The following is a 21,519-nucleotide window of genomic DNA, read 5'->3' on the forward strand; positions in this document are numbered from 1 at the left end:
CTGGACCTTTCCTTCTGGGACTGGACGCACGCCGCGGCTCGGCCGTGAGGCTGCGTAGGGACAACCTAGCGAGTCACAGGCGCCTCGAATGTCACAGCAGGGTCACGATCAGGTTTCGGTGCGTCCGGGTGATCCGAGCCCGTCGATGCGCGGGTCTCGTCCTCGGGGAGGAGATCCGGCCGGATGCCGTGCATCGGCTCCGCGGGCAGGCCTAGCCTGACGCCATGGACATGACCCGGAGCCGTCGGCTCGCCGAGCGGTGGTGGCCCGCGCCCATCGCTGCGATCGTCTTCGTCGCGAACCTGCTGACGCGCTTCGGGGAGCCCCTGCTCATGCTCGCGGTCCTCGTGCTCTGCCTCGCGCTCGCCGTCGCGCGCATCGGACCGCTGCAGGCGTTCTGCATCGCCGCGCTGGGTGCCCTGCTCGCCCCGCTCGCCGGGGAGTCGGGCACGGGGTGGGCGCTGCTCGCCTTCGCGCTCGCCGTCGGCCTGCTCGCGAGCTGGGGCGTCGAGCCGCTGCGGTGGCGACTGCTGCTCGGCATCCCGGTGGCGGTGACGGCCGCTGCGGCGCTCACCCTGCTCGGCCTGCGCGCCGAGGCGAGCATCGGCTCCTCCTCGGTGGCGACCTGGGAGGCCGGGTACGCGTGGACCTTCGCCGTCGTCGCGTGGGCAGCGGTCGTCGGCGCTCGCGCGCTGCGCGACTACCTGCGGGTCGAGTCCGCGAAGCAGCAGGCCGTCGCCCGCACGACCGTCGTCGAGTCAGAGCTGCGCGACGAGCGGCTGCGCGCCGACCTCACCCATGACTTCCACGACGTCATCGCCCACTCCCTCGCCGTGCTCGCCGCCCAGGCCGAGGGGCTGCGGCTCAGCCACCGGCAGCATCCCGAGCGCATCGACCCGGTGCTGACGACGATCAGCGACACCGCGCGGCTCGCCCTCGTCGAGGTGCGGCAGCTGCTCGAGCGCGTCGACGACGACGACCGACGACCGCAGGCGACGAGCGCCGACATCCCGGGGCTCGTCGCGCAGCTGCGCTCCGCTGGTCCCACCGTCACGCTCCAGGACGTGGGCACGCGCGGGCACCTGGCTCGCGTGGCCGACATCGCGGCCTATCGGATCGTGCAGGAGAGCCTCACGAACGCGCTGCGCCATGGCGGCGCGGACGTCGAGGTCTCCGTCTCCCTCACCTGGACGGGCCCGGGGCTGACGATCGTGGTCTCCTCCCCCATCCGCGACCGCGCCACCCTGCGACCCGCCGGGCGCGGCATCGCCGGCATGCTCGAGCGGGCACGGCTCGCCGGCGGCTCGCTCGAGATCGCGGCGGAGGGAGATCGCTTCGTGGTGAGCGCGCACCTGCCGTACTCGCCCGTCAGCGACGCCCCGACGCCTCCCCTCAGCGAGGACCAGCTCGCCACGCTGCCCGTGCCGGTGCAGCGGCGGCCCGAGGAGGTCGTGGCGCCCTGGATCGTGGAGGCGTCGCGGCGCTACGAGCAGCGCCACCCGCGGCAGCCGGCCGCCGACTGGTCGCACGCGACGACGGTGGACCTGACCCCCGTGCCGCCGTCGGACGGCAGTGTCACCAACCCGGTGTCGGGACCGGATGGGGTGCCGCGACCGGATGCTGCGCCGCGGCCGGAGCGCGCGTGATCCGGCTGCTGCTGGTCGACGACCAGGAGCTCTTCCTGCAGGGGCTGTCGATGATCCTCGAGAGCCAGGACGGGCTCGAGGTCGTCGGCACCGCACTCGACGGCGCGCAGGCGGTCGAGCGCGCGCGCGAGCTGCAGCCCGACGTCGTGCTCATGGACATCCGCATGCCGGTGCTCGACGGCGTCGCGGCGACCGCCGCCATCCGCCGCGCGTCGGCCGAGCCGCCGCACATCATCGTCCTCACGACCATCCGGCACGATCGCGCGGTGGTGGATGCGCTCCGCGCGGGCGCGAGCGGGTTCCTGCTGAAGGACGCGCGACCGGAGTTCCTCGTGCAGTCGATCCGGGCGGTCGTCGACGGCCAGCAGGTGATCGCGCCCGCCGAGACCTTCGACCTGCTGCGGGCGTTCGCGCCGGTGCGGCCGGCGCCCGACACCAGCGTGCTCGAGCCGCTCACCGACCGGGAGCGCGAGCTCTTCGCGCTCGCCGCGCGCGGGCTCTCGAACGCCGACATCGCGCAGCAGCTCTGGGTCGCGGAGACGACGGTGAAGACGCACATTCGCGCGATCCTCGCGAAGCTCGGCGTCGCGTCCCGCGTGCAGCTCATCGCGCTCGCCTACGAGCACCGCCTCATCGAGGCGTAGTCAGCGGCCGGGCGACTCGATCGCCGCGACGATGCCCGCGACCGACGCCATGTGCTCGCGCATGGCGGCCTCGGCGGCGGGCGCGTCGCCCGCGGCGATGGCCGACGCGATCGCCTCGTGCTGCTCGTGCTCGATGCCGAGCAGCCCGTGCTCCGCGCGGTGCTGGCGCACCTGCACGATCGCCTCGTAGACGCGGTGGCGCACGGCGCCCGTGAACCACAGCAGCGCCGGGTTGCCGGCCAGATCAGCGATGCTGCGGTGCAGGTCGAGGTCGGCGAGCGCGTAGGCGTCGCGGTCGTCGGCGAGCGCGGCCATCCGGTGCACCTCGTCGACGAGCTCGGCTCGCGCGTCGGGCGTCGCCCGCTCGGCGGCGAGGCGGGCGGCCTGGATCTCGAGCGGCCCCCGCACCTCCATGAGCGCGGCGAGCGGCTCGCCCGTCGCCTGCAGCGCGCGCGTCAGGAAGAGCGAGATGAGGTGGTCGTCGAGCTGCCGGACGATGGCGTTGCGGCCGTTCATGAGCTCGACGACGCCGGTGGCGTGCAGCGCGCTCAACGCCTCGCGCACGACCGGCCGCGACACCTCGAAGCGCTCGCTCATCGCGGCCGTCGACGGCAGCGACTGCCCCGGCTCGAGCCCGTCGGCCTCGATGAGGTCGAGGATGGAGCGCTGCACCTGCGCGGTGAGCGTGCTCGAGGCGGAGGCTGGTGGCATTGCTCCATCCCACCACGAGTTCGCACCGTCCCCCAAACGCAGGAGAGCCCCGCCGAAGCGGGGCTCTCCTGGAACGCGGGATCGTCAGATGGTGGTGACGTCCACCGGCACACCCGGACCGAACGTGGTCGAGACGGTCGCCTTCTGCACGTAGCGGCCCTTCGACGACGACGGCTTCAGGCGGACGATCTCGTCGAGCGCGGCCTGGATGTTGTCGCTGAGCTGCTCTGCCGAGAACGAGGCCTTGCCGACGATGAAGTGCACGTTGGCGTGCTTGTCGACGCGGAACTCGATGCGGCCGCCCTTGATGTCCGTCACGGCCTGCGCGACGTTCGGGGTGACGGTGCCGGTCTTCGGGTTCGGCATCAGGCCGCGCGGGCCGAGCACCTTGCCGAGACGACCGACCTTGCCCATGAGCTCGGGGCTCGCGACGGCGGCGTCGAAGTTGGTCCAGCCTGCGGCCACCTTCTCGATGAGCTCGTCGGAGCCGACCTCGTCGGCGCCGGCGGCGATGGCGGCCTCAGCGGCCGGGCCCTGCGCGAAGACGATGACGCGAGCGGTCTTGCCGGTGCCGTGAGGAAGAGAAACGGTACCGCGGACCATCTGGTCAGCCTTGCGGGGGTCGACGCCGAGCTTCAGCGCGACCTCGACGGTGGAGTCCGTCTTCGTCGAGCCGGTCTCGCGAGCGACCGCGACGGCCTCGGCGGCCGTGTAGGACTTGTCAGCGTCGATCTTCGCCGCTGCGGCCTTGTAGGCCTTGGACTTCTGTGCCATGTGGATCTCCTAGATCAGAGTTCGTGGTGCGCGCCTGGCAGGCGCTCCCACTGGTGAGCCGTGCGGCTCGGGAGTCGAGGTCAGCCCTCGACGGTGATGCCCATGGAGCGGGCGGTGCCGGCGACGATCTTCTTCGCGCCCTCGATGTCGTTCGCGTTGAGGTCGGCCATCTTCTGCTCGGCGATCTCGGTGATCTGCGCCGACGTGAGCTTGCCGACCTTCGTCGTGTGCGGGACGCCGGAGCCCTTCTTGACGCCTGCGGCCTTCTTGATGAGCTCTGCGGCCGGCGGGGTCTTGAGGATGAAGTCGAACGAGCGGTCCTCGTAGACCGTGATCTCGACCGGGATGACGTTGCCGCGCTGGTTCTCCGTCGCGGCGTTGTACGCCTTGCAGAACTCCATGATGTTGACGCCGTGCTGACCGAGCGCCGGTCCGATCGGGGGCGCCGGGTTCGCGGCGCCGGCCTGGATCTGCAGCTTGATCAGACCCGTGACCTTCTTCTTGGGTGCCATGTCTCTTCCTTCTTGGTGTGTCGCGATCGCGGGCAGCGGTGAGCGCCCGGGACCGCATCCAGTCCCCTGTGGGGGCTAGAGCTTGCTGACCTGTCCGAAGCCGAGCTCGACAGGGGTCTCGCGCTCGAACAGGCTGACGAGCACGGTGAGCTTGCGGCTCGCCGGCTGGATCTCGCTGATCGTGCCCGGGAAGCCCGCGAACGAGCCCTCGGTGATGGTGATGGTCTCGCCGACCTCGAAGTCGACCTCGACCGCGAGCTGCGTGGGCTGCTGCGACGGCGCAGACTTCTGCTGCTCGGCGAGCTGCTCGTCGGCGATCGGCTTCAGCATCGTGAAGGCCTCGTCGAAGCGCAGCGGCGCGGGGTTGTGGGCGTTGCCCACGAAGCCGGTCACGCCGGGCGTGTGCCGGACGACCGACCAGGTGTCCTCGTCGAGCTCCATGCGGACGAGCACGTAGCCGGGGACGCGCACGCGGTTGACGCGCTTGGCCTGGCCGTTCTTCGTCTCGAGCACGTCCTCGGTCGGGACCTGGATCTCGTAGATGCCGTCGACCTGCATGTTCTCGGCACGGGAGGCGATGTTCGCCTTGACCTTCTTCTCGTAGCCGGCGTACGAGTGGATGACGTACCAGCGGCCGGGCTTCAGGCGCATCTCGCGCTTGAAGTCGTCGTACGGGTCGGTCTCGGGCTCGGCCGGCTTCTCGTCGGCAGGCACGAGGTCGTCGAGCGCCTTGTTCAGCTCGATGTCGAGGTCGTTGACGTCAGACACAGTCCACCTTCTCCTTCAGGTCCTGGATCGGGCTCAGCCGGCGAGGCCGAACATCGGCAGGTCGCCGAACATCCAGCCCACGAACGAGCCGAACAGGAGGTCGAGGCCAGACACCAGCAGCATCATGAAGACGACGAACACGAGCACGACGAGCGTGTACCGGATCAGCTCCTTGCGGGTCGGGGTGACGACCTTGCGCAGCTCGACCAGGACTTCCTTGAGGAAGGTCCACAGGCGCATGAACGGGTTGCGAGACGCACCCTCGCGCGTGCGGGGTGCCTCCTCGATCGCGTTCTCAGCCACGGTGACCCTTCGGTTTGTTCGGCCCGGCGGGTGCCAGGCCCGTCAGGCGCCCTCACGGGCGCCTCGAGCAGGGCGGACAGGACTCGAACCTGCAACCTGCGGTTTTGGAGACCGCTGCTCTACCAATTGAGCCACCGCCCTGGGCGGGTGGAGTGCCATGGCGTCGAACATGATCGCCCGTGCAGGGCATACGACAGCATGGCGGTTGTCAACCACCAAGGAGAGAGTCTACGACGGGTCGGCATCCCCTGTCCACTTGACGGCGCGCCACCGCCGGCTCGATCCGAGAGATCCGGGCGGCGACACGCGGTGCCGCCTAGGCTGGGCGCCGTGAACCGCATCGCCGCCCGCATCGCCGCCATCAACGAGTCCGCGACCCTCAAGGTCGACGCGAAGGCCAAGGCGCTCAAGGCCGCCGGCCGCGACGTCATCTCCTACGCCGCGGGCGAGCCGGACTTCGCCACCCCGCAGAACATCGTCGAGGCCGCGCAGCGCGCGCTCGCCGACCCGAAGAACTACCGCTACACGCCCGCGGCCGGCCTGCCGGAGCTGCGCGAGGCGATCACCGCGAAGACGCGGCGCGACTCGGGCCTGGAGGTCGAGCCCAGCCAGGTGCTCGTCACGAACGGCGGCAAGCAGTCGGTGTACCAGGCGTTCCAGACGATCCTCGACCCGGGCGACGAGGTGCTCGTGCCGACGCCGTACTGGACCACCTACCCCGAGGCGATCGCGCTCACGGGTGCGCGGCAGGTCGACGTCTTCGCCGGCGCCGAGCAGGGCTACCTCGTCACCGTCGACCAGCTCGAGGCCGCCCGCACCGACCGCACGAAGGCGCTGCTCATGGTGAGCCCGTCGAACCCGACGGGCGCCGTCTACCCGGCCGACCGCGTGCGCGAGATCGCCGAGTGGGCGGAGGCGAACGGCCTGTGGGTCGTGAGCGACGAGATCTACCAGAACCTCGTCTACGACGGCGAGCGCGCCGTCTCGGTGACGGAGGCCGTGCCCGCCCTCGCCGACCGCACCATCCTCGTGAACGGCGTCGCGAAGACCTACGCGATGACCGGCTGGCGCGTCGGCTGGATGGTCGGCCCCGCGGACGTCATCAAGGCCGCCGCGAACCTGCAGTCGCACCTGACGAGCAACGTGAACAACGTCGCCCAGCGCGGGGCGCTCGAGGCGCTCACCGGCCCGCAGGACGCGGTCGGCGAGATGCTCGCGGCGTTCGACCGCCGTCGGCAGACGATCGTCGCCGAGCTCTCGCAGATCGACGGCATCACCGTGCCGACGCCGAAGGGCGCCTTCTACGTCTACGCGGACGTCGCCGGGCTGCTCGGCCGGACGTGGGGCGGCGTCACGCCCTCGTCGAGCCTCGAGCTCGCCGACCTGATGCTCGAGCAGGCCGACGTGGCCGCCGTGCCGGGCGAGGCCTTCGGCCCCTCGGGCTACCTGCGCTTCTCGTACGCGCTCGGCGACGACGCGCTGCTCGAGGGCGTCCAGCGGCTCCAGCGCCTCTTCGCCGCGTAGCCGGTGGAGCTCGAGCGGGTCGCGCCCGAGCTGCGCGATGCCGTCGCGAGGCTCGGCGGCGTCCCGCTCGAGCGTCGGGTCGGCCGCGCGATTGGCAGGATCGCGCCCCGGCTCATGCGCTGGCCGCGGGAGCCGGGCGTGCGCATCGGCCGCGCCCGCATCGGCGGCGTGCGCGTGCGCACCTACGCGCCGCCTGAGCTGCGCAGCGACGCCGTGCTGCTGTGGATCCACGGCGGCGGGATGCTCATCGGTGCGCCGCCGACGGACGACCACTTCTGCTCCGAGACCGCCGCCCGCCTCGGCATCCGGGTCGTGAGCGTCGACTACCGGCTCGCGCCCGAGCATCCGTTCCCGGCGCCGCTCGACGACTGCGCGCGCGTCTTCGCCGGGCTCATCGCCCGCGGTGATTCGCGGATCGCGCTCGGCGGCCAGAGCGCCGGCGCCGGCCTCGCCGCGGGGCTCGCCCAGCGGCTGCTCGACGAGGGAGGACCGCAGCCGATCGCGCAGCTGCTCGACTGCCCGATGCTCGACGACCGCACGGCCGCGGACGCGACGCGCGACGACGAGGCGCACTTCGTCTGGGACAACCGCGAGAACCGCCTGGGCTGGCGCTCGCTGCTGGGCCAGGAGCCGGGCGCGCCGACGGTGCCCGCCCATGCCGTGCCCGCGCGCCGCGCGGACCTCGTCGGACTGCCGCCGGCCTGGATCGGCGTCGGCTCGATCGACCTCTTCCACGACGAGGACGTCGCGTACGCCGAGCGGCTGCGCGCCGCCAGGGTCGACGTCGAGCTGCTGGTGGTGCCGGGTGCGCCGCACGGGCTGCTGGCGATCGCAGCGCGGTCGGCGCTCGCGGAGCGCTACCGGCGCGCGGCGCAGGACTGGCTCCGAGCCCGGATCTGACCGCGGCGAGGGCTGCAGAGCCCACCGATCGGTGGATGCCGTGCCCGCGCAGCCGCGCCAGCCTGGGAGCATGCACCAGCACCCCGCCGTCGTCGTCGACGGCCTCACCAAGCGCTACGGCCGTCGCACCGTCGTGGACGACGTCTCGTTCGAGATCGCCCGCGGCGAGACCTTCGCCCTGCTCGGCCCGAACGGGGCGGGCAAGTCCACGACCGCCGAGATGCTCGAGGGGTTCCGCACCCCGACGAGCGGCACCGCCCGCGTGCTCGGCATCGACCCGCAGCGCGGGGACCGCGACTGGCGCAGCCGCATCGGCGTCGTGCTGCAGTCGTCCGGCCAGGCCGGCGCGCTCACGGTGCGCGAGATCCTCACGCACTTCTCGCGCGTCTTCCCCTCCACGCGGGACGTCGACGAGACGATCGCGGCGGTGGGGCTCGCCGAGCACGCCAGGCGGCGCGTGAGCAAGCTCTCCGGCGGCCAGCAGCGCCGCGTCGACGTCGCGCTCGGCATCATCGGGAGGCCGGAGGTGCTGTTCCTCGACGAGCCCACCACCGGCTTCGACCCGCAGGCGCGGCGCGCGTTCTGGGACCTCATCCGCGGCGTCGCCGCCGACGGCACCACCATCCTGCTCACGACCCACTACCTCGACGAGGCGGAGCAGCTCGCCGATCGGGCGGGCATCATCGCGGGTGGCCGGCTGCTCGCGCTCGACGAGATCGGGCGGATCGGCGGCGCCGCGGCGCGCACGCCGCTCGTGCGGTGGTCGGACGCCTCCGGCCGCCACGAGGTGCGCACGAGCGAGCCGGCCTCGGTCGTGCGCGCGCTGCGCGGCGAGCCGACCGACCTCGAGGTGGTGCGCCCCTCGCTCGAGGACGTCTACCTGTCCATGATCAGCACCGTCGAGGCCGAGGAGGCCGCAGCATGACCGCCATCACCACCGGCTCGGCTGGCGTCGCCCCCATCCCGCAGGCCGCACGGCGGCACATCCGCCCCGGGCACACGCTGCGGTGCGCCGCCGACCGCGTGCGCGTCGAGCTGCTGCAGTACCTCCGTCTCAGCGACGCGCTCGTCTTCACGTTCCTGTTCCCGGTGCTGCTGTTCTCGATCTTCGCGAGCGCCTTCAGCGCGGTGCCGCCCCTCATCGCGATGGGCGGCGAGGAGGTGACGCAGCCCCACAGCTACCTGCCGGCGATGCTCGCCGCCGGGGTCTTCCTGTCGGGCGTGCAGAACCTCGGCATCGAGATCGCGACCGAGCGCGCCGACGGCACGCTGCAGCGGCTCGCGGCGACGCCGCTGCCGGTGCTGTCGTACTTCCTCGGCAAGGTCGGGCAGCTGCTGCTCACGTCGCTCGTGCAGGCGGCGCTGCTGCTCACCGTCGCGACGACCGTCTTCGGGCTCGAGCTGCCGACCGAGCCGGGGCGCTGGCTCACGCTCGCGTGGGTGTTCTTCGCCGCGCTCGTCTGCTTCGCCGTGCTGGGCGTCGCGGTCGCGCAGATCCCCCGCACCGCCGCCTCGGCCTCCGCCGTCATCATCCCGATCGCGCTCGTGCTGCAGTTCGTCTCGGGCATCTACCTGCCGTTCACCATCCTCCCCGACTGGCTGCAGGCGGTCGCGAACCTGCTGCCGCTCGCCTGGGTCGGGCACGGGATGCGCGCGGCGCTGCTGCCCGACGTCGCCCGTCACCTCGAGGTCGGCCAGGTCTGGGACCTGCAGACCGTCGCGATCGCGCTCGGCATCTGGGCGGTCGTCGGTACCGTGGTCGCAGCGATGACGTTCCGCTGGATCAAGCGCGCCTGACCGGCGCGGAGCCGGCGGCGGAGAGGCCCCAACGATGACCGAGGTCGCAATGCGCCGGCCGCCGACGGAGGACCCGCGGATGTGGGATGCCTTCGTCGGCATCGGCGTCGTCGTGCTGATCGGCGTCGCGTGCTTCGCCGGCAGCCCGCTCGCCATCGCGCTCGGCGCCGCCGGTCCTGTCGCGATCGGCGTCGCCTGGCTCCTGCTCGGCCGCAGGGCGGCGCGGCTCGACCGCGCGAGCACCGCCTTCCAGGTCGTGGTGATCCTCTGCACCGCCATCGCGGCGCTGGCCTACGGTCCGCTGGGCGCCGCGCAGGCGCTCGCCGCGCCGCTCCTGTGGGTCTCCTCGGGCCCGAGCGTGCGGCGCGCGGTGATCGCGAACGTCGGGCTGTTCGGCGCGGTGCTCGCCGCGTTCAGCGTGGACGAGCGCTCCGTGCTGCTCCTCACCGTCACGCAGGCGCTGAGCTTCGCCTTCAGCATGGTCATCGGCCTGTGGATCGCGGGGCTCGCCCGCGCCACCGAGGAGCGCGATCGGCTGATCGCCGAGCTCGAGCGGGCGCAGGCGGCGGTCGCGCGGCTGAGCGGTGAGCAGGCGACGGCCGCCGAGCGCAGCCGCATCGCCCGCGACCTGCACGACACGATCGCGCAGGACCTCACCGCCATCGCGATGCTCGCGCAGCGCACCGAGCCGGATGCCGCGACGCTGCGCACGATCGAGGAGATGGCGCAGCGGTCGCTCGCCGAGGTGCGCGGCCTCGTCGCGGCCACGGCCGGCGTCGGGCTCGGCGACGGACTGCCGGTCGCGCTCGAGCGCCTCGGCGCCCGGTTCGAGGCCGAGACGGGGGTGGCCGTCAGCGTCTCGGCCGAGCGGCTGGAGCTGCCGGTCGACGCCGAGGTCGCGCTGCTGCGCACGGCGCAGGAGGCGCTCGCCAACGTCCGCAAGCACGCCGCCGCGACGCGCGTCGAGGTGGTGCTCGCCGCGGATGCGACGGGGTCCCGGCTCGTCGTCCGCGACGACGGGCGCGGCTTCGATCGCGCATCCATCACCCGCGGTCTCGGCCTCCACGGCCTCGACGAGCGGATGGCGCTCGCCGGCGGCAGCCTCGACATCGCCTCGAGCGCGGCGGGCACCACGGTCACCGCGCGGCTCGCCGGGAGCGCCGCGTGATCCGCGTCGTCGTCGCCGACGACCACCCGGTCGTGCGGGGCGGGCTCGTCGCGCTGCTCGCCGAGGCGAGCGGCATCGAGGTCGTCGGCGAGGCGGCCGACGGCGCTGCGCTCGTCGCCGTCGCGCTCGAGCGCCGCCCGGACGTCGTGCTCACCGACCTGCGCATGCCGGGCGTCGGCGGCGCGGAGGCGACCCGGCGCATCCTCGCAGCGCTGCCGGCGACGCGGGTGCTCGTGCTGACCACCTACGAGAGCGACGCCGACATCCTGGCCGCGACCGAGGCCGGCGCGACCGGCTACCTGCTGAAGGCGTCGCCGCCGCTCGAGATCTTCGCCGCCGTCCGGGCGGTCGCTCGCGGCGAGCGCGCGATGGCGCCCTCCGTCGCCAGGGCGCTCGCCGGTCGGCAGCGCCCGGCCGCGGCGCCGCTGTCGGCGCGCGAGCAGCAGGTGCTCGCGCTCATGAAGCGCGGAGCGACGAACGCCGCGATCGGACGCCAGCTGTTCATCGGCGAAGCCACGGTGAAGACGCACCTGCAGTCGATCTTCGCCAAGCTCGGCGTGCGCGACCGCACGGCGGCCGTCGCGGTAGCGATCGAGCGGGGTCTCGTCTAGCTAGACGTGCTGGGCGTAGGCCCGGTAGCGCTCGAGCAGCTTCGGCCAGCCGGCGTGCAGCTCGCGGCCGCCCTGGTTGGAGTCGTTCCAGCCGGAGTGCGTGAGGTGGACGCGGGTGCCGCCGTGCGGCAGGTCGGTGAAGGTGACGAGCACCGTGGTCGCGTCGCCCTCGTGGGTGAGGCGGAAGGTGTGCCCGAAGCGCTCGCCCGGGATCGTCTCGATGACCTCGCCCCAGACGACCTCGCGGCCGTCGCGCCCGTGCTCGACGATGCGCAGGCCGTCGCGCTGCTCGACCTCGATGCGATCGAGCCCCGATCCCGTCGCGGTCCAGCCGGGGTGCCACCACTCGCTGAGGCCGTGCACGTAGGCGTCCCAGGCGCGCGTCCGGCTCACCGCCACCTCGAGCTCGTGCTCGATCGGCGAGGTGTCGTCCGGCTCGTGCTGATCCATGGCTGTCCCCTGAGCATCGACTCTGCCACGGCCCGACGCGGGGAGCAATCGTGGCGCCACTCGCCGCGGACGGGGCGCCGCCATCCGATGTGCGCTCGATCGGGCTGACGCGGCCGCGAGCCGCTCCTCGCGCTCGGCGCGCGGCTCCGCCCGATCGGACGCGCGGTCGGGCTAGAGCGTCAGGCCGACGAGCACGGGCTCCGGCGCGAGGTGCACGCCGAACTGGTTCTCGACGCGCGCCTGCACGAAGCGCGCGAGCTCGGCGATCTCCTCGCCCGTCGCGCCGCCGCGGTTGGTGAGGGCGAGGGTGTGCTTGTCGGAGATGGCGGCGTGCGAGCCCGGCAGCGAGAAGCCGCGTCCGATGCCCGCGTGCTCGATGAGCCACGCGGCCGACAGCTTCACCTGCGGCACCGGTCGCTCGAGCGACGGCACCGCCGTGTCGGCGTCGAGCGGCAGCACCGTCGCCTGGGGCGCGGGCGACGTCGACCAGCTCGGCACGTCCTTCGGCAGCGCCGCGGCGAAGCGCGCGGAGACGATCGGATTGGTGAAGAACGAGCCGGCGCTCACCGAATCGGGGTCGTCCGACAGCACCATGCCCTTCGAGCCGCGCAGCGCGAGCACCGATGCGCGCACGTCCTCGAGCGGCACGCGCGTGCCGAGCTCGACCCCGAGCGCCGAGGCGAGCTGCTGGTACGCGATCGGCTGGCTGCGACCGTCGGGCGAGCGGCGCAGTTTCAGGTCGACCGACAGCACGACGCCGCGCAGCACGCCCCGCTTGATCGCCGAGTCGCGATAGCCGAGCCGCAGCTCGGAGGCCGGCACCGACCGCACCTCGAGCGTCTCGGCATCCAGCAGCTCGATGCCCTGCAGCGTCGACGACAGCTCCTGGCCGTAGGCGCCGATGTTCTGCACGGGTGAGGCGCCGACCGAGCCAGGCACGCCGCTGAGGGCCTCGATGCCCGTCAGGCCCTGCTCGACCGCGAGCGCGACGAGCGCATCCCACGACTCCCCGGCCTCCACGCGCAGCACGACGGCGTCGTCGACGGGCGCGTCCTCGCCGGCGGGCCGATGCGGCCGCTCCGCCGCGGGGAGCATGCGGATGCCGCGCGTGGTGATGTGCAGGACGGTGCCGTCATAGGGCTCGTCCGACGCGACCGTGTTCGAGCCGCCGCCGAGCAGCAGGTGGTCGCCGCCGTCCGCCACGATCTCGCTGTAGGCCGCGATGACCTCGTCGCGCGTGCCCGCCTCGATCCAGCGGCCGACCTCGCCGCCGACGCGCATGGTCGTGGCGTCGGCGAGCCTGCGCGACGCGGTCATCGGTCGGTCGCCACGACGACCTGCGCCTTGCCGAGCACGGTCTGCTCGCCGACGGTGACCGTGAGGTCGATGCGGGCGCTGCCCTCGTCGACGCGCGCGACCTTCGCCACCACGTGCAGCGCCGCGCCCGTCTGGGGATCGACGACCACGGGCCGCGTGAAGCGCACCTGGTAGTCGAGGATGCGCGCGGGGCCGGCCCAGTCGACGACGGGCTGCACGGCGGCGCCCATCGTGAGCATGCCGTGGGCCAGCACGCCCGGCAGGCCGACGGACTCGGCGACGTCGTCGCGGTAGTGGATGGGGTTGAAGTCGCCAGAGGCACCGGCGTACCGGACGAGCGAGTCGCGCGTGAGCGCGAGGTCGCGCTCCGCGACCACCTGCCCGACCTCGAGCTCGCCGAGCTGCTGCGTGCCGGTCATCGGCGTCGTCCCCTCCATCAGGCGGCCCGCACCACGAGCGTCGACGTGGCCGTGACCACGTGCTCGCCGTCCGCATCCGTGATGACGCTCTCGCTCGTCACCATGTCGTTGCCGCCGAGCGACTTCACGCTGGTCACGGTCAGCTGCGCCGTGAGCTCGTCGCCAGCGACGATCGGCCGCGTCGCGCTGAAGCGCTGGTCGCCGTGCACCACGCGGGTGAAGTCGACGCCGGCGGTCTCGTCCTCGAGCAGCTGCCGGAGCGTGAGCTCCTGGATGACGATCGGGAAGGTGGGCGGCGCGATCACGTCGGCATGGCCGGCGGCGCGCGCGGCGTCCACGTCGAGGTGCTCGGGGTGCGTCGCCTGCACCGCGCGGGCGAACTCGCGGACCTTCTCTCGCCCGACGAGGTACGGGGCCGTGGGCGGGTACTGCCTGCCCTGGATCTCGGGGTTCACTGGCACGCAGCCAGTCTAGGCAGTGGCGCGCGCCTCCCAGAGGGCGGCGACGTGGCGGCTGTCGGTGCCGCAGCATCCGCCCACCACCGACAGCGACGGCAGCAGCGTCCGCACCCGCTCGTGAGCGCGCCCCAGCTCGCCGATGTCGCCGGCGTCGAGCGTCGTCGCGGCGTCGAGCTCCGCGTGGCTCCTCGTCGACGCGTTGTAGCGCACAGCGGCGATGCGCTCGCGCCACGACCCTCCGTCGAGCGCGAGCAGCACGTGCTGCGGATGCGCGCAGTTGACCATGAAGTGCACGGTGTCGGTCTCCCGATCGACGAGCTCGACCGCCTCGCGGAGGGTCATGCCGCCGCGCAGCCGTCCGTCGGTCTCGACCGTGAAGCCGATCACCGCGGGCAGCCCGTGGAAGTAGGCGGCGCGGGCGATGCCGATCGCCTCGCCGGGGTCGCTGAGCGTGAACGCGGTGACGAGGTCGACCCCGCCCTCCGCGAAGGCGTCGACCTGCGCCTCGTGATACGTCCTCGCGTCGTCCGGGTCGACGGGCGGGACATCGGCGTACGCGTCGGCACGCGGACCGATCGCGCCGCTGATGAGCACCGCGTCGAGGTCGACGTACGACTCGCGCAGGTGCTGCAGGTGGCGCACCGCCAGCACGTTGACGTCGTAGAGCGCCCGGCGCCCGTCGCCGAGCCTCGCACCCCAGTCGGGGTTCGCCCGCCACGTCGCCGTCTCGAGCACCAGACCGGCGCCGACGGCCGCGGCGATCGCCGCGTACTCGCCGAAGTACGCCGCGAGCGTCGCCCTGCCCTGCTCGCTGCGCAGCAGCGGGTAGGCGGCGAAGTGCGGCAGGTCGATCCCGTGGCGGAAGATGAGGTCGGTCTCGAGCCCGCCGTCGGTGACGAACGGATGCTCGGGCGACGGCCAGCGTCCCGTGCGGCGATGCGGCACGACGTGGTGGTGGGTGGAGGGCTTCTCCGTGAGCGAGGGCGATCCCGCCCTGGGGATCAGGCTGGACATCGTCGTCCTTCCGCCGAGCGCAGCGGCAGGCCGGGCGGTCTGCCCGGCCGCAGGTTACTCGCGGCGGCGCTGTCGGTCCATGCCCCGATCTGCGCCCTGCTGCCGACATACCGAAGGGGACCGGACGCATCCGATCCCCTTCGTGGCGGTAGCGAGGGCGGGGTTCGAACCCGCGACCTCACGATTATGAGTCGTGCGCTCTCACCAACTGAGCTACCCCGCCAGAACGCCCACCCAAGCACGAAGCATCAAGCGAACGCGAGCCCCGAGCGAGGATTGAACTCGCGACCCCTTCCTTACCATGGAAGTGCTCTACCGCTGAGCTATCGGGGCGAAGCCGTGATGGCAACCGGAATATCGTAGCACCGCGGACGGGCCCTTCGCGCACCTCACGGCGCGAGCGCGTCGACGCCCCCGATCGCCTGCGCGCAGCGCCGCAGCGCGTCGATCGTGTGCGCGACGACGGCGCGCTCCGCGACGTCCGGCCGGGCGAGGACGCTGACGATCCGGCCGGTCGGGAGCCCCGCGAGCGGCACGAGCGCGATGCCGCCGCCGGGCCGCGTGCTGAAGCGCGGCAGCATGCCGATCCCGAGGCCCGCGGCGACGAGCGCCTCGACGAGGCGGTTGTCGCGCACGCGCTGCCCGATCGCGAACCGCTCCCCCGCCGCCGCCTCGACCGCGACGCGCAGGTCGTCGAAGGGGTAGCCCTCTGGCACGCCGATCCAGCGCTCGCCCGCGATGTCCGCCGGCCGCACCGAGACGCTCCCCGCGAGCGGATGCGCCTCGGGCACGGCGATGTCGATCGGCTCCCGCAGCAGGTCGACCACGTGCAGGCCGCGCCAGTCCGGCAGCGGCGTCGGCGCCATCCGATGCCCGATCACGAGGTCGTGGTCGCGCGCGAGCGCCGCGTAGTCGGCCTCCGCGACGTCGTGGTCGTGCACGCGGAGGTCGACGTCCGCGCCGAGCGCCGCGATGAGGGACGGCAGCAGCACGACGCCCGCGCTCGGCAGGGCCGCGACGTCGACCCGCCCGCCGATCCCGCCGCGGTAGGCGGCCAGCCTGCCCTCCACCCGGGCGACGACGGCCGCGACCTCGATCGCGCCGGCGGCGAGCAGCCGCCCGGCCTCGGTCAGCCGCACCCCGCGGCCGAGCGGTTCGGTGAGGGGCAGCCCGATCGTGCGCTCGAGCGATCGGATGCGCTGCGACACGGCCGACGGGGTCACCTGCGTCGCCCGCGCCACGGCCGTGAGGCTGCCGCGCTCGTCGAGCTCGCGCAGCAGGATGAGGTCGCGCAGCTCCATGCAGCAACGCTACACAGTCGATGCAGCATTCATCGCTTGTGCTGCATGGTGCTCGCCTGCTCGGCTGTCCGCATGACGACGAGAGAACGACTGCTGGGCCTGCTGGTCGCCGTGCTGTGGGGGCTCAACTTCCTGGCGATCCACCTCTCGCTCGAGCAGTTCCCGCCCTTCTTCCTCGTGGCGCTGCGGTTCGCGCTGCTCGCGGTGCCGACCATCCTGCTCGTGCCGCGGCCGGACGTGCCGCTGCGGTGGCTGCTCGGCTACGGGCTCGGGTTCGGCACGCTGCAGTTCCTCTTCCTCTACTGGGCGATGGCGACCGGCATGCCGACCGGGCTCGCCTCGCTCGTGCTGCAGGCATCCGCCCCGTTCACGGTGCTGCTCGGCGCCACCCTGCTGCGCGAGCGCCTGGACCGCGCGCAGGTGCTCGGCATCCTGCTCGCGGTCGCGGGGCTGACCGCGATCGGCGCGCAGCAGCTCGGCACCGCCGCGCTCGGTCCGTTCCTGCTCACGCTGCTCGGTGCGCTCGGCTGGGCGCTCGGCAACGTCTCGAGCCGGCTCGCGCGCCCGTCGAAGCCGCTCCACCTGACGCTGTGGATGTCGGTCGTCCCGGTGCTGCCGATGCTCGCGACCTCGCTGTGGGTCGAGGGCCCCGACCGCATCGCGCAGTCGTTCGTCGGGCTCGAGACCACCACCGGCCTGCTCGCGATCGCCGGCCTCGCCTACACGATGCTGCTCGGCACGGTCGTGGGGAGCGGCATCTGGACCTGGCTGCTGAGCCGCCACCCGGCCGCGCGCGTCGCACCGTTCTCGATGCTCGTGCCCGTCGTCGGCCTGCTCACCGCCTGGATCGTGCTCGGCGAGACGCTCACGGCGGTCGAGATCGCCGGCGCCGGCGTGGTGGTAGCCGGCGTGCTGCTGGGATCCGGTGCGCTGGGCGGCGGGAGCCGCGCCGCCAGACCTGCCCCGGCCGAGCCGCCCACGGAGCGCGCGCCATCACCCGCCGCGCGCTGACGCGCGCTGGCTAGCGAGGAGTGGCGGCCGCGCGGCGCCAGCCGCCGTCGACGCGCTCGACCGCCCCCGCGGCCTCGAACGCCTCGAGCCATCCGCGCATGGGCCAGAACCCCCAGCGGTCGGCGAAGAGCCCGCCGTTGCGGAGGATGTCGTCCAGGTGCTGCCACGGCGGGCTCGAGGTCGGGTGGTGCTGGTGGTACGCGTGCGCGCCGCCCACCCACGCGAGCGGCGCCCGCGCTGCCTGCGCGCGCATCGCGAAGTCCGTGTCCTCCGCGCCGTAGCCCACGTAGGCCTCGTCGAAGCCGCCGATGCGGCGCCAGGTCGACGCGCTGAGGGCGAAGGAGAGCGACCAGAACAGCAGCTGGTCCTCCGGCGCCGCGACGTCGACCTCGCCGTCGGGCGGCGAGGGACGCGCGGCATGCGGGGCGGTCAGCGCCGCGAGATCCGTCTGGGCGTCGACGGCGACGCCCTCGGCAAGGTACGTCACGGGGCCGGCGAGCAGCGCTCCCGGGTGGGCGCGGAGCGCCCGGTCGTAGCGATCGAGCAGCGCGTCACCGGGCACGCAGTCGGCGTCGAGGAAGACGAGGCGGTCGCAACCGTGGTCGATCGCGGCCTGCGCGCCGGCGTTGCGGGCGGCGGCGAGCCGCATGCCCGCGGCCGCGGGCGGCACGTGCAGCAGGAGCGTCGCGGGCACGTCGTCGCCGGGCGGCTCGGCGTCGAGCCACACGACGATCCGCTCCAGGCCCGGGATGCCCCGCAGCCGCTCCTGCTGCCGGTCCAGGTGGTGCGCCCGCGCGCGCGACGCGAGCGTGATGGTGGCGATGGTCATGGCCGTCCTCCTGCCGCGACGCGATCGATGATCGCCGCGGCCCTGCCTGCGGCGCCGCGCACGCCCCACGCGCTCCAGTCCGGCTCGAGCGCCTGCGCGCGGGCGAGCAGTGCCGGCCAGTCACCGGGCGCGGATGCGTCGGCGACCACGGCGAGGCCCAGCTCGTCCAGCATGGCGGCCGTGCGGTGCTGCTCGTCGAACGGGCGCGGCCGCGGCACGACGATCGCGCTGGCCCCCGCCGCGGCGATGTCGGCGATCGCGTTCTGCCCCGCCGCCGTGACCACGACCTCCGCCTCGCAGAGCGCCTCCCACGGGTCGTCGATCCACGTGGCACCGCCGGCGACCCGCCACTGCCGGTCGGGCGTCGCCGCGATCGCCTCGCGCAGCATCGCGTCCCACGCCGCGTCGCGGCCGCCGCCGCCGAGCGCGAGCACGGTGCCCGGACGGCGCGCGGCCGAGCGCTCCCGGGTCGCGAAGCGCGAGATGCCGCCCACGGGGTGGACCTCGCCGTCGTCGGCCGGCCACGGGGCGAGCACCGCGTCGGCGAGCCGCCGGCCGAGCACGTGCGGGTCGTCGGTGCGGTCGCCCGGCTGGGTCATCAGCACGACGCGGCGCCCGAGGAGCCGCGCGAGCAGCGTCACCTCGACCGAGACGTCGACGACGATCGCGTCGAGGTGCGGGGCGCGGGCCGCGATCGCCGCCATCCGTTCGACGTGACCGCGGTGCCCGATGGGCGCCCAGTGCAGCGCGCCGCGCGCCGTCGGCTCGGCCGCCGACGGCGCGCCGGCCCCTTCGTCCTCGTCGTCGCGGGGCAGCTGCACCCACGTCGTGCCGCCTGGCAGCGCCGCGGGCTGCGGCAGCGAGCTGAACGCGACCACCGACGCTGCGACGTGCGGCCGGATCGCGAGGAAGCGGGTCAGGTGCCCCATGCCGTGGTGGTGCACGTACCAGCCGACCGCGGTCACGGCAGGACCGCCGTGCGCTCGACGGCGTCGAGCCGGTCGCGGTAGAGCGCCTCGAGCTGCCGGTCCCGGCGCAGCGCGGAGAACCGCTCGACCGCGTGCTCTCGGATGCCGATCCGCGCGGTGCTCGGCAGGCGCAGCAGCTCGTCCGCGGCGGCCGCGAGTGCCACGACATCCCCGGGCGGCACGAGGCGCGTGCCGGGCAGCCCCTCGAGCACCTCGGAGATGCCGCCGCGGTCGAACGCGGCGACCGGCGTGCCGGTCATGAGCGCCTCCGCCAGCACGAGTCCGAAGGGCTCGTCCCAGCACGGCGTCACGAGCGCGCAGCCGCTGCGCCCCACGAGGTGGGCGAGCCGACGACGACGCATGGGCCCGACGTGGCGGATGCCGCCCCCGAGCCGCGGCACCACGGAGCGCTCGAAGTACTGCTCGTCGCCCACGCGACCCGCCACCACCAGGGGGCGCCCCATCGCGCGCGCCGCATCGGCGGCGAGGTGCGGGCCCTTCTCGGGCACGATGCGCCCGAACCACACGAGCCCTGGTCCGCCCGGCCCGAGCGGCCACGCGTCGGCGTCGACCGTGTTGAGCAGCACCGACGACTCGACCCCGCTCGCGCGCCACTCCCCCGCCGTGTGGCTGCTCACCGCGACGAACGAGTGCGCGGGCCCGGCAGCATCCGCCGCCGCGACGAGCTCGGGCAGCGGCGGCGTGTGCAGCGTCGTGAGCATCGGGATGCCGTGCTCGGCGGCGCGGGCGATCGGCACCGGGTGCAGGCTGTGGTTGTCGATCAGGTCGAAGGCGGTGCGGTCGACGACGAGCTCGTCGACCACGGCGTCGAGCACGCTCGCCACCTGGTCGAGGTAGCCGTCCGGATACGCCTCGTCGGACGAGCGCCCGCCGCCCCAGACGACACGGGGCAGCCGCATCCGCTCAGGGGTGCGATCGAGGAAGTCGGAGCCGCGCGCCGCCACGAGCGTGACGTCGTGGCCGCTCGCCCGCAGCGATCGCACGCGGTCCCACACGAGCGCCTCGAGGCCACCCGCGTGCGGCTCGCGGATCGGGTGGCGCGACGGGGCGATGACCAGGATGCGGAGCCGGTCGCCGAGCGGGCGCCGCATCACCGCGTCCCGCCCTCGGCGAGCACCTCGCGGTAGAGCGCCGCGTGCGCCTCGGCCACGACCGCGCGCTCGACCAGGCGCCGCTCGCGACGCTCGGCCACCAGCCGCCGCCGCTCCGGCGATCCGGCGCGGGCACCGCGCGAGACCGCCTCGAGCACGGCCCGGCCCGCGTCGTCCGGCGTCGCGACCCCGACGTAGCCGTCCGGGTGCTGCCCCGCCATGGCGAGCGACCCGGGCCCGACCACGGTCACGCCGCGGTCGTAGCAGAGCTCGACCCAGCCGGAGTGGGTGCCGTGGCCGTACGGCAGCAGCGCGACGTCGAGGCGGTCGAGCTCGGCCAGCAGGGCGGCGTCGTCCGGACGCGGGCGCACGATGAGGTCGCAGTCCCGGCGGCCGCGCAGCGACGCCTCGAGCCGGCTCGCGAGCGCCTCGTCGCGCGTCGCCGCGTTCAGCAGCACCCGTCCGGTCGCGGCCACGCCGGCGCTCGCGAGCGCGTCGAGCGCCTGCAGGAGCGCACGCACCGCCGCCTCGGCGTCGATGTTCGGGCGGAGGTCACGGAGGTGCACGCCGACGACGAGCGGCGCGTCGAGCCCGGCGTCGGGGTGCGGATCCGCGTCGACCGGGTCGTCGGCATCGTCGTCGAGGAGCGTCGGGTGCGCGAGCACGAGCGCGTCGCGGCCCCACGTGCGACGCACCTCGTCGGCCGCGGTGCGCGTCAGCGTCACCAGCCGGGCGGCACGCGGGACGAGCAGGTCGAGGTCGCCCCGGTGCCCGGTCTGCTCGCCCAGCTGCGGGTTCTGCAGGTCGTGGACCGTGTAGACGACGGGCTTGCCGAGCGCGTCGAGCGCGTCGAGCGCTGCTGCGAGGCGCCCCTGTGGCAGCGACTCCATGCCGAAGTGCACGTGCATGACGTCGAAGCGGTCGGCGGACCGCTCGATCCACTCGGCGTCGAGCATCGCCGGCGGCCACCAGCGGTCCGGATGCGCGGGGTCGGGCACCGGGTCGGCGAGCACCACGACGCCCTCGGCCGCGGAGACGGCCCGCACGTACGGGTGCGCGGCCGGCACGGAGGCGACCCGGACCGAGGCGACCCGCACGGTGGCGGTCCGCGATGCGGGCTCGATGACGTCGATGCGGTGCTCCTTCTGCAACAGGCGCGGGGACAAGCGGCGCGAGGCGTCGTCGGTGCGCAGCAGTGGAGGACCACCGGTTCGTACACTAGATGCTGGCGGCTGAGCGACCGCCCCGCGACCATGCCGCTGTCGGCGCGCGCGCCGACAGG

23 protein-coding genes, 3 tRNA genes and 1 pseudogene are annotated in these 21,519 nt (G+C 73.7%); 9 read left to right on the plus strand and 18 right to left on the minus strand.

Annotated elements, in window-relative coordinates:
• The first annotated feature begins 224 nt into the window (after positions 1-224).
• The gene (locus tag ACVWW9_RS02775; RefSeq protein ID WP_456514285.1) at positions 225-1,646 is read left to right on the plus strand and encodes a sensor histidine kinase; all 1,422 of its coding nucleotides are present in this window, start codon (positions 225-227) and stop codon (positions 1,644-1,646) included.
• On the plus strand, positions 1,643-2,290 hold the full coding sequence (locus tag ACVWW9_RS02780; protein ID WP_456514286.1) for a response regulator: 648 nt from the start codon (positions 1,643-1,645) through the stop codon (positions 2,288-2,290). The genes ACVWW9_RS02775 and ACVWW9_RS02780 overlap by 4 nt, the downstream gene beginning before the upstream one ends.
• Here the strand turns inward: ACVWW9_RS02780 and ACVWW9_RS02785 are convergent, their stop codons facing one another.
• From ACVWW9_RS02785 to ACVWW9_RS02810, 6 genes and pseudogenes are all read right to left on the minus strand, one after another.
• Entirely contained in the window at positions 2,291-3,001 is a 711-nt protein-coding gene (locus ACVWW9_RS02785; protein WP_456514287.1) for a FadR/GntR family transcriptional regulator, read from the minus strand.
• A gap of 84 nt (positions 3,002-3,085) precedes the next feature.
• Positions 3,086-3,775, minus strand: a complete 690-nt coding sequence (gene rplA, locus ACVWW9_RS02790; RefSeq protein WP_354258725.1) for a 50S ribosomal protein L1 — start codon at positions 3,773-3,775, stop codon at positions 3,086-3,088.
• Between the two features lie 80 nt (positions 3,776-3,855).
• Positions 3,856-4,287, minus strand: a complete 432-nt coding sequence (rplK, locus tag ACVWW9_RS02795) for a 50S ribosomal protein L11 (protein WP_123696209.1) — start codon at positions 4,285-4,287, stop codon at positions 3,856-3,858.
• 75 nt (positions 4,288-4,362) lie between these two features.
• A pseudogene (gene nusG / locus ACVWW9_RS02800) lies at positions 4,363-4,968 on the minus strand (transcription termination/antitermination protein NusG); the annotation flags it as partial.
• A 120-nt stretch (positions 4,969-5,088) separates the two neighbouring features.
• Positions 5,089-5,295 (minus strand): preprotein translocase subunit SecE, encoded by a 207-nt coding sequence (gene secE / locus ACVWW9_RS02805; protein WP_245989992.1) that lies wholly within the window; start codon positions 5,293-5,295, stop codon positions 5,089-5,091.
• Between the two features lie 131 nt (positions 5,296-5,426).
• Positions 5,427-5,499 (minus strand) — tRNA-Trp (locus ACVWW9_RS02810).
• A 189-nt stretch (positions 5,500-5,688) separates the two neighbouring features.
• On the opposite strand from ACVWW9_RS02810, the gene ACVWW9_RS02815 reads away from it, so the two are divergent.
• From ACVWW9_RS02815 to ACVWW9_RS02840, 6 genes are all read left to right on the plus strand, one after another.
• Complete coding sequence (locus ACVWW9_RS02815; RefSeq protein WP_456514288.1) at positions 5,689-6,882, plus strand: pyridoxal phosphate-dependent aminotransferase; 1,194 nt, start codon at positions 5,689-5,691, stop codon at positions 6,880-6,882.
• A 3-nt stretch (positions 6,883-6,885) separates the two neighbouring features.
• Positions 6,886-7,782: an alpha/beta hydrolase gene (locus ACVWW9_RS02820; protein ID WP_456514289.1), complete on the plus strand. Its 897-nt coding sequence runs from the start codon at positions 6,886-6,888 to the stop codon at positions 7,780-7,782.
• Between the two features lie 70 nt (positions 7,783-7,852).
• Entirely contained in the window at positions 7,853-8,707 is an 855-nt protein-coding gene (locus tag ACVWW9_RS02825) for an ABC transporter ATP-binding protein (protein ID WP_456514290.1), read from the plus strand.
• A complete protein-coding gene (locus tag ACVWW9_RS02830; RefSeq protein WP_456514291.1) occupies positions 8,704-9,579 on the plus strand; it encodes an ABC transporter permease in 876 nt (291 codons plus the stop codon). Before ACVWW9_RS02825 ends, ACVWW9_RS02830 begins: the two co-directional genes overlap by 4 nt.
• Positions 9,580-9,613: 34 nt before the next feature.
• Complete coding sequence (locus ACVWW9_RS02835) at positions 9,614-10,747, plus strand: sensor histidine kinase (protein ID WP_456514292.1); 1,134 nt, start codon at positions 9,614-9,616, stop codon at positions 10,745-10,747.
• Positions 10,744-11,358, plus strand: a complete 615-nt coding sequence (locus tag ACVWW9_RS02840) for a response regulator (RefSeq protein ID WP_456514293.1) — start codon at positions 10,744-10,746, stop codon at positions 11,356-11,358. Before ACVWW9_RS02835 ends, ACVWW9_RS02840 begins: the two co-directional genes overlap by 4 nt.
• Here ACVWW9_RS02840 and ACVWW9_RS02845 read toward each other — a convergent pair whose 3' ends face one another.
• The 8 genes from ACVWW9_RS02845 to ACVWW9_RS02880 form a co-directional block, all read right to left on the minus strand.
• The gene (locus tag ACVWW9_RS02845; protein ID WP_456514294.1) at positions 11,359-11,808 is read right to left on the minus strand and encodes an SRPBCC domain-containing protein; all 450 of its coding nucleotides are present in this window, start codon (positions 11,806-11,808) and stop codon (positions 11,359-11,361) included.
• Between the two features lie 171 nt (positions 11,809-11,979).
• Entirely contained in the window at positions 11,980-13,125 is a 1,146-nt protein-coding gene (locus tag ACVWW9_RS02850) for a UDP-N-acetylmuramate dehydrogenase (RefSeq protein ID WP_456514295.1), read from the minus strand.
• Positions 13,122-13,544: a MaoC/PaaZ C-terminal domain-containing protein gene (locus ACVWW9_RS02855; RefSeq protein WP_354258714.1), complete on the minus strand. Its 423-nt coding sequence runs from the start codon at positions 13,542-13,544 to the stop codon at positions 13,122-13,124. The genes ACVWW9_RS02850 and ACVWW9_RS02855 overlap by 4 nt, the downstream gene beginning before the upstream one ends.
• Before the next feature lie 17 nt (positions 13,545-13,561).
• Positions 13,562-14,005 carry an FAS1-like dehydratase domain-containing protein gene (locus ACVWW9_RS02860; RefSeq protein WP_456514296.1) on the minus strand — a complete coding sequence of 148 codons (444 nt, stop codon included), beginning with the start codon at positions 14,003-14,005 and terminating at the stop codon, positions 13,562-13,564.
• A gap of 9 nt (positions 14,006-14,014) precedes the next feature.
• Positions 14,015-15,016: a homocysteine S-methyltransferase family protein gene (locus tag ACVWW9_RS02865; protein ID WP_456514297.1), complete on the minus strand. Its 1,002-nt coding sequence runs from the start codon at positions 15,014-15,016 to the stop codon at positions 14,015-14,017.
• Positions 15,017-15,165: 149 nt separating this feature from the next.
• Positions 15,166-15,239: transfer RNA gene (locus ACVWW9_RS02870), tRNA-Met, on the minus strand.
• A gap of 38 nt (positions 15,240-15,277) precedes the next feature.
• A tRNA-Thr gene (locus ACVWW9_RS02875) sits at positions 15,278-15,349 on the minus strand.
• Between the two features lie 56 nt (positions 15,350-15,405).
• On the minus strand, positions 15,406-16,317 hold the full coding sequence (locus tag ACVWW9_RS02880; protein ID WP_456514298.1) for a LysR family transcriptional regulator: 912 nt from the start codon (positions 16,315-16,317) through the stop codon (positions 15,406-15,408).
• Positions 16,318-16,389: 72 nt separating this feature from the next.
• On the opposite strand from ACVWW9_RS02880, the gene ACVWW9_RS02885 reads away from it, so the two are divergent.
• Positions 16,390-17,328 (plus strand): EamA family transporter, encoded by a 939-nt coding sequence (locus ACVWW9_RS02885; protein WP_354258705.1) that lies wholly within the window; start codon positions 16,390-16,392, stop codon positions 17,326-17,328.
• 10 nt (positions 17,329-17,338) lie between these two features.
• Here the strand turns inward: ACVWW9_RS02885 and ACVWW9_RS02890 are convergent, their stop codons facing one another.
• The 4 genes from ACVWW9_RS02890 to ACVWW9_RS02905 are packed head-to-tail and all read right to left on the minus strand — an operon-like array spanning position 17,339 to position 21,388.
• On the minus strand, positions 17,339-18,157 hold the full coding sequence (locus ACVWW9_RS02890; protein WP_354258702.1) for a glycosyltransferase family 2 protein: 819 nt from the start codon (positions 18,155-18,157) through the stop codon (positions 17,339-17,341).
• Complete coding sequence (locus ACVWW9_RS02895; RefSeq protein ID WP_456514299.1) at positions 18,154-19,122, minus strand: glycosyltransferase; 969 nt, start codon at positions 19,120-19,122, stop codon at positions 18,154-18,156. The genes ACVWW9_RS02890 and ACVWW9_RS02895 overlap by 4 nt, the downstream gene beginning before the upstream one ends.
• A complete protein-coding gene (locus ACVWW9_RS02900) occupies positions 19,119-20,237 on the minus strand; it encodes a glycosyltransferase (RefSeq protein WP_456514300.1) in 1,119 nt (372 codons plus the stop codon). Before ACVWW9_RS02900 ends, ACVWW9_RS02895 begins: the two co-directional genes overlap by 4 nt.
• Positions 20,237-21,388 carry a glycosyltransferase gene (locus ACVWW9_RS02905; protein ID WP_456514301.1) on the minus strand — a complete coding sequence of 384 codons (1,152 nt, stop codon included), beginning with the start codon at positions 21,386-21,388 and terminating at the stop codon, positions 20,237-20,239. Before ACVWW9_RS02905 ends, ACVWW9_RS02900 begins: the two co-directional genes overlap by 1 nt.
• Positions 21,389-21,519 lie beyond the last annotated feature (131 nt).

The organism is Agrococcus sp. UYP33 (genome assembly GCF_054060915.1).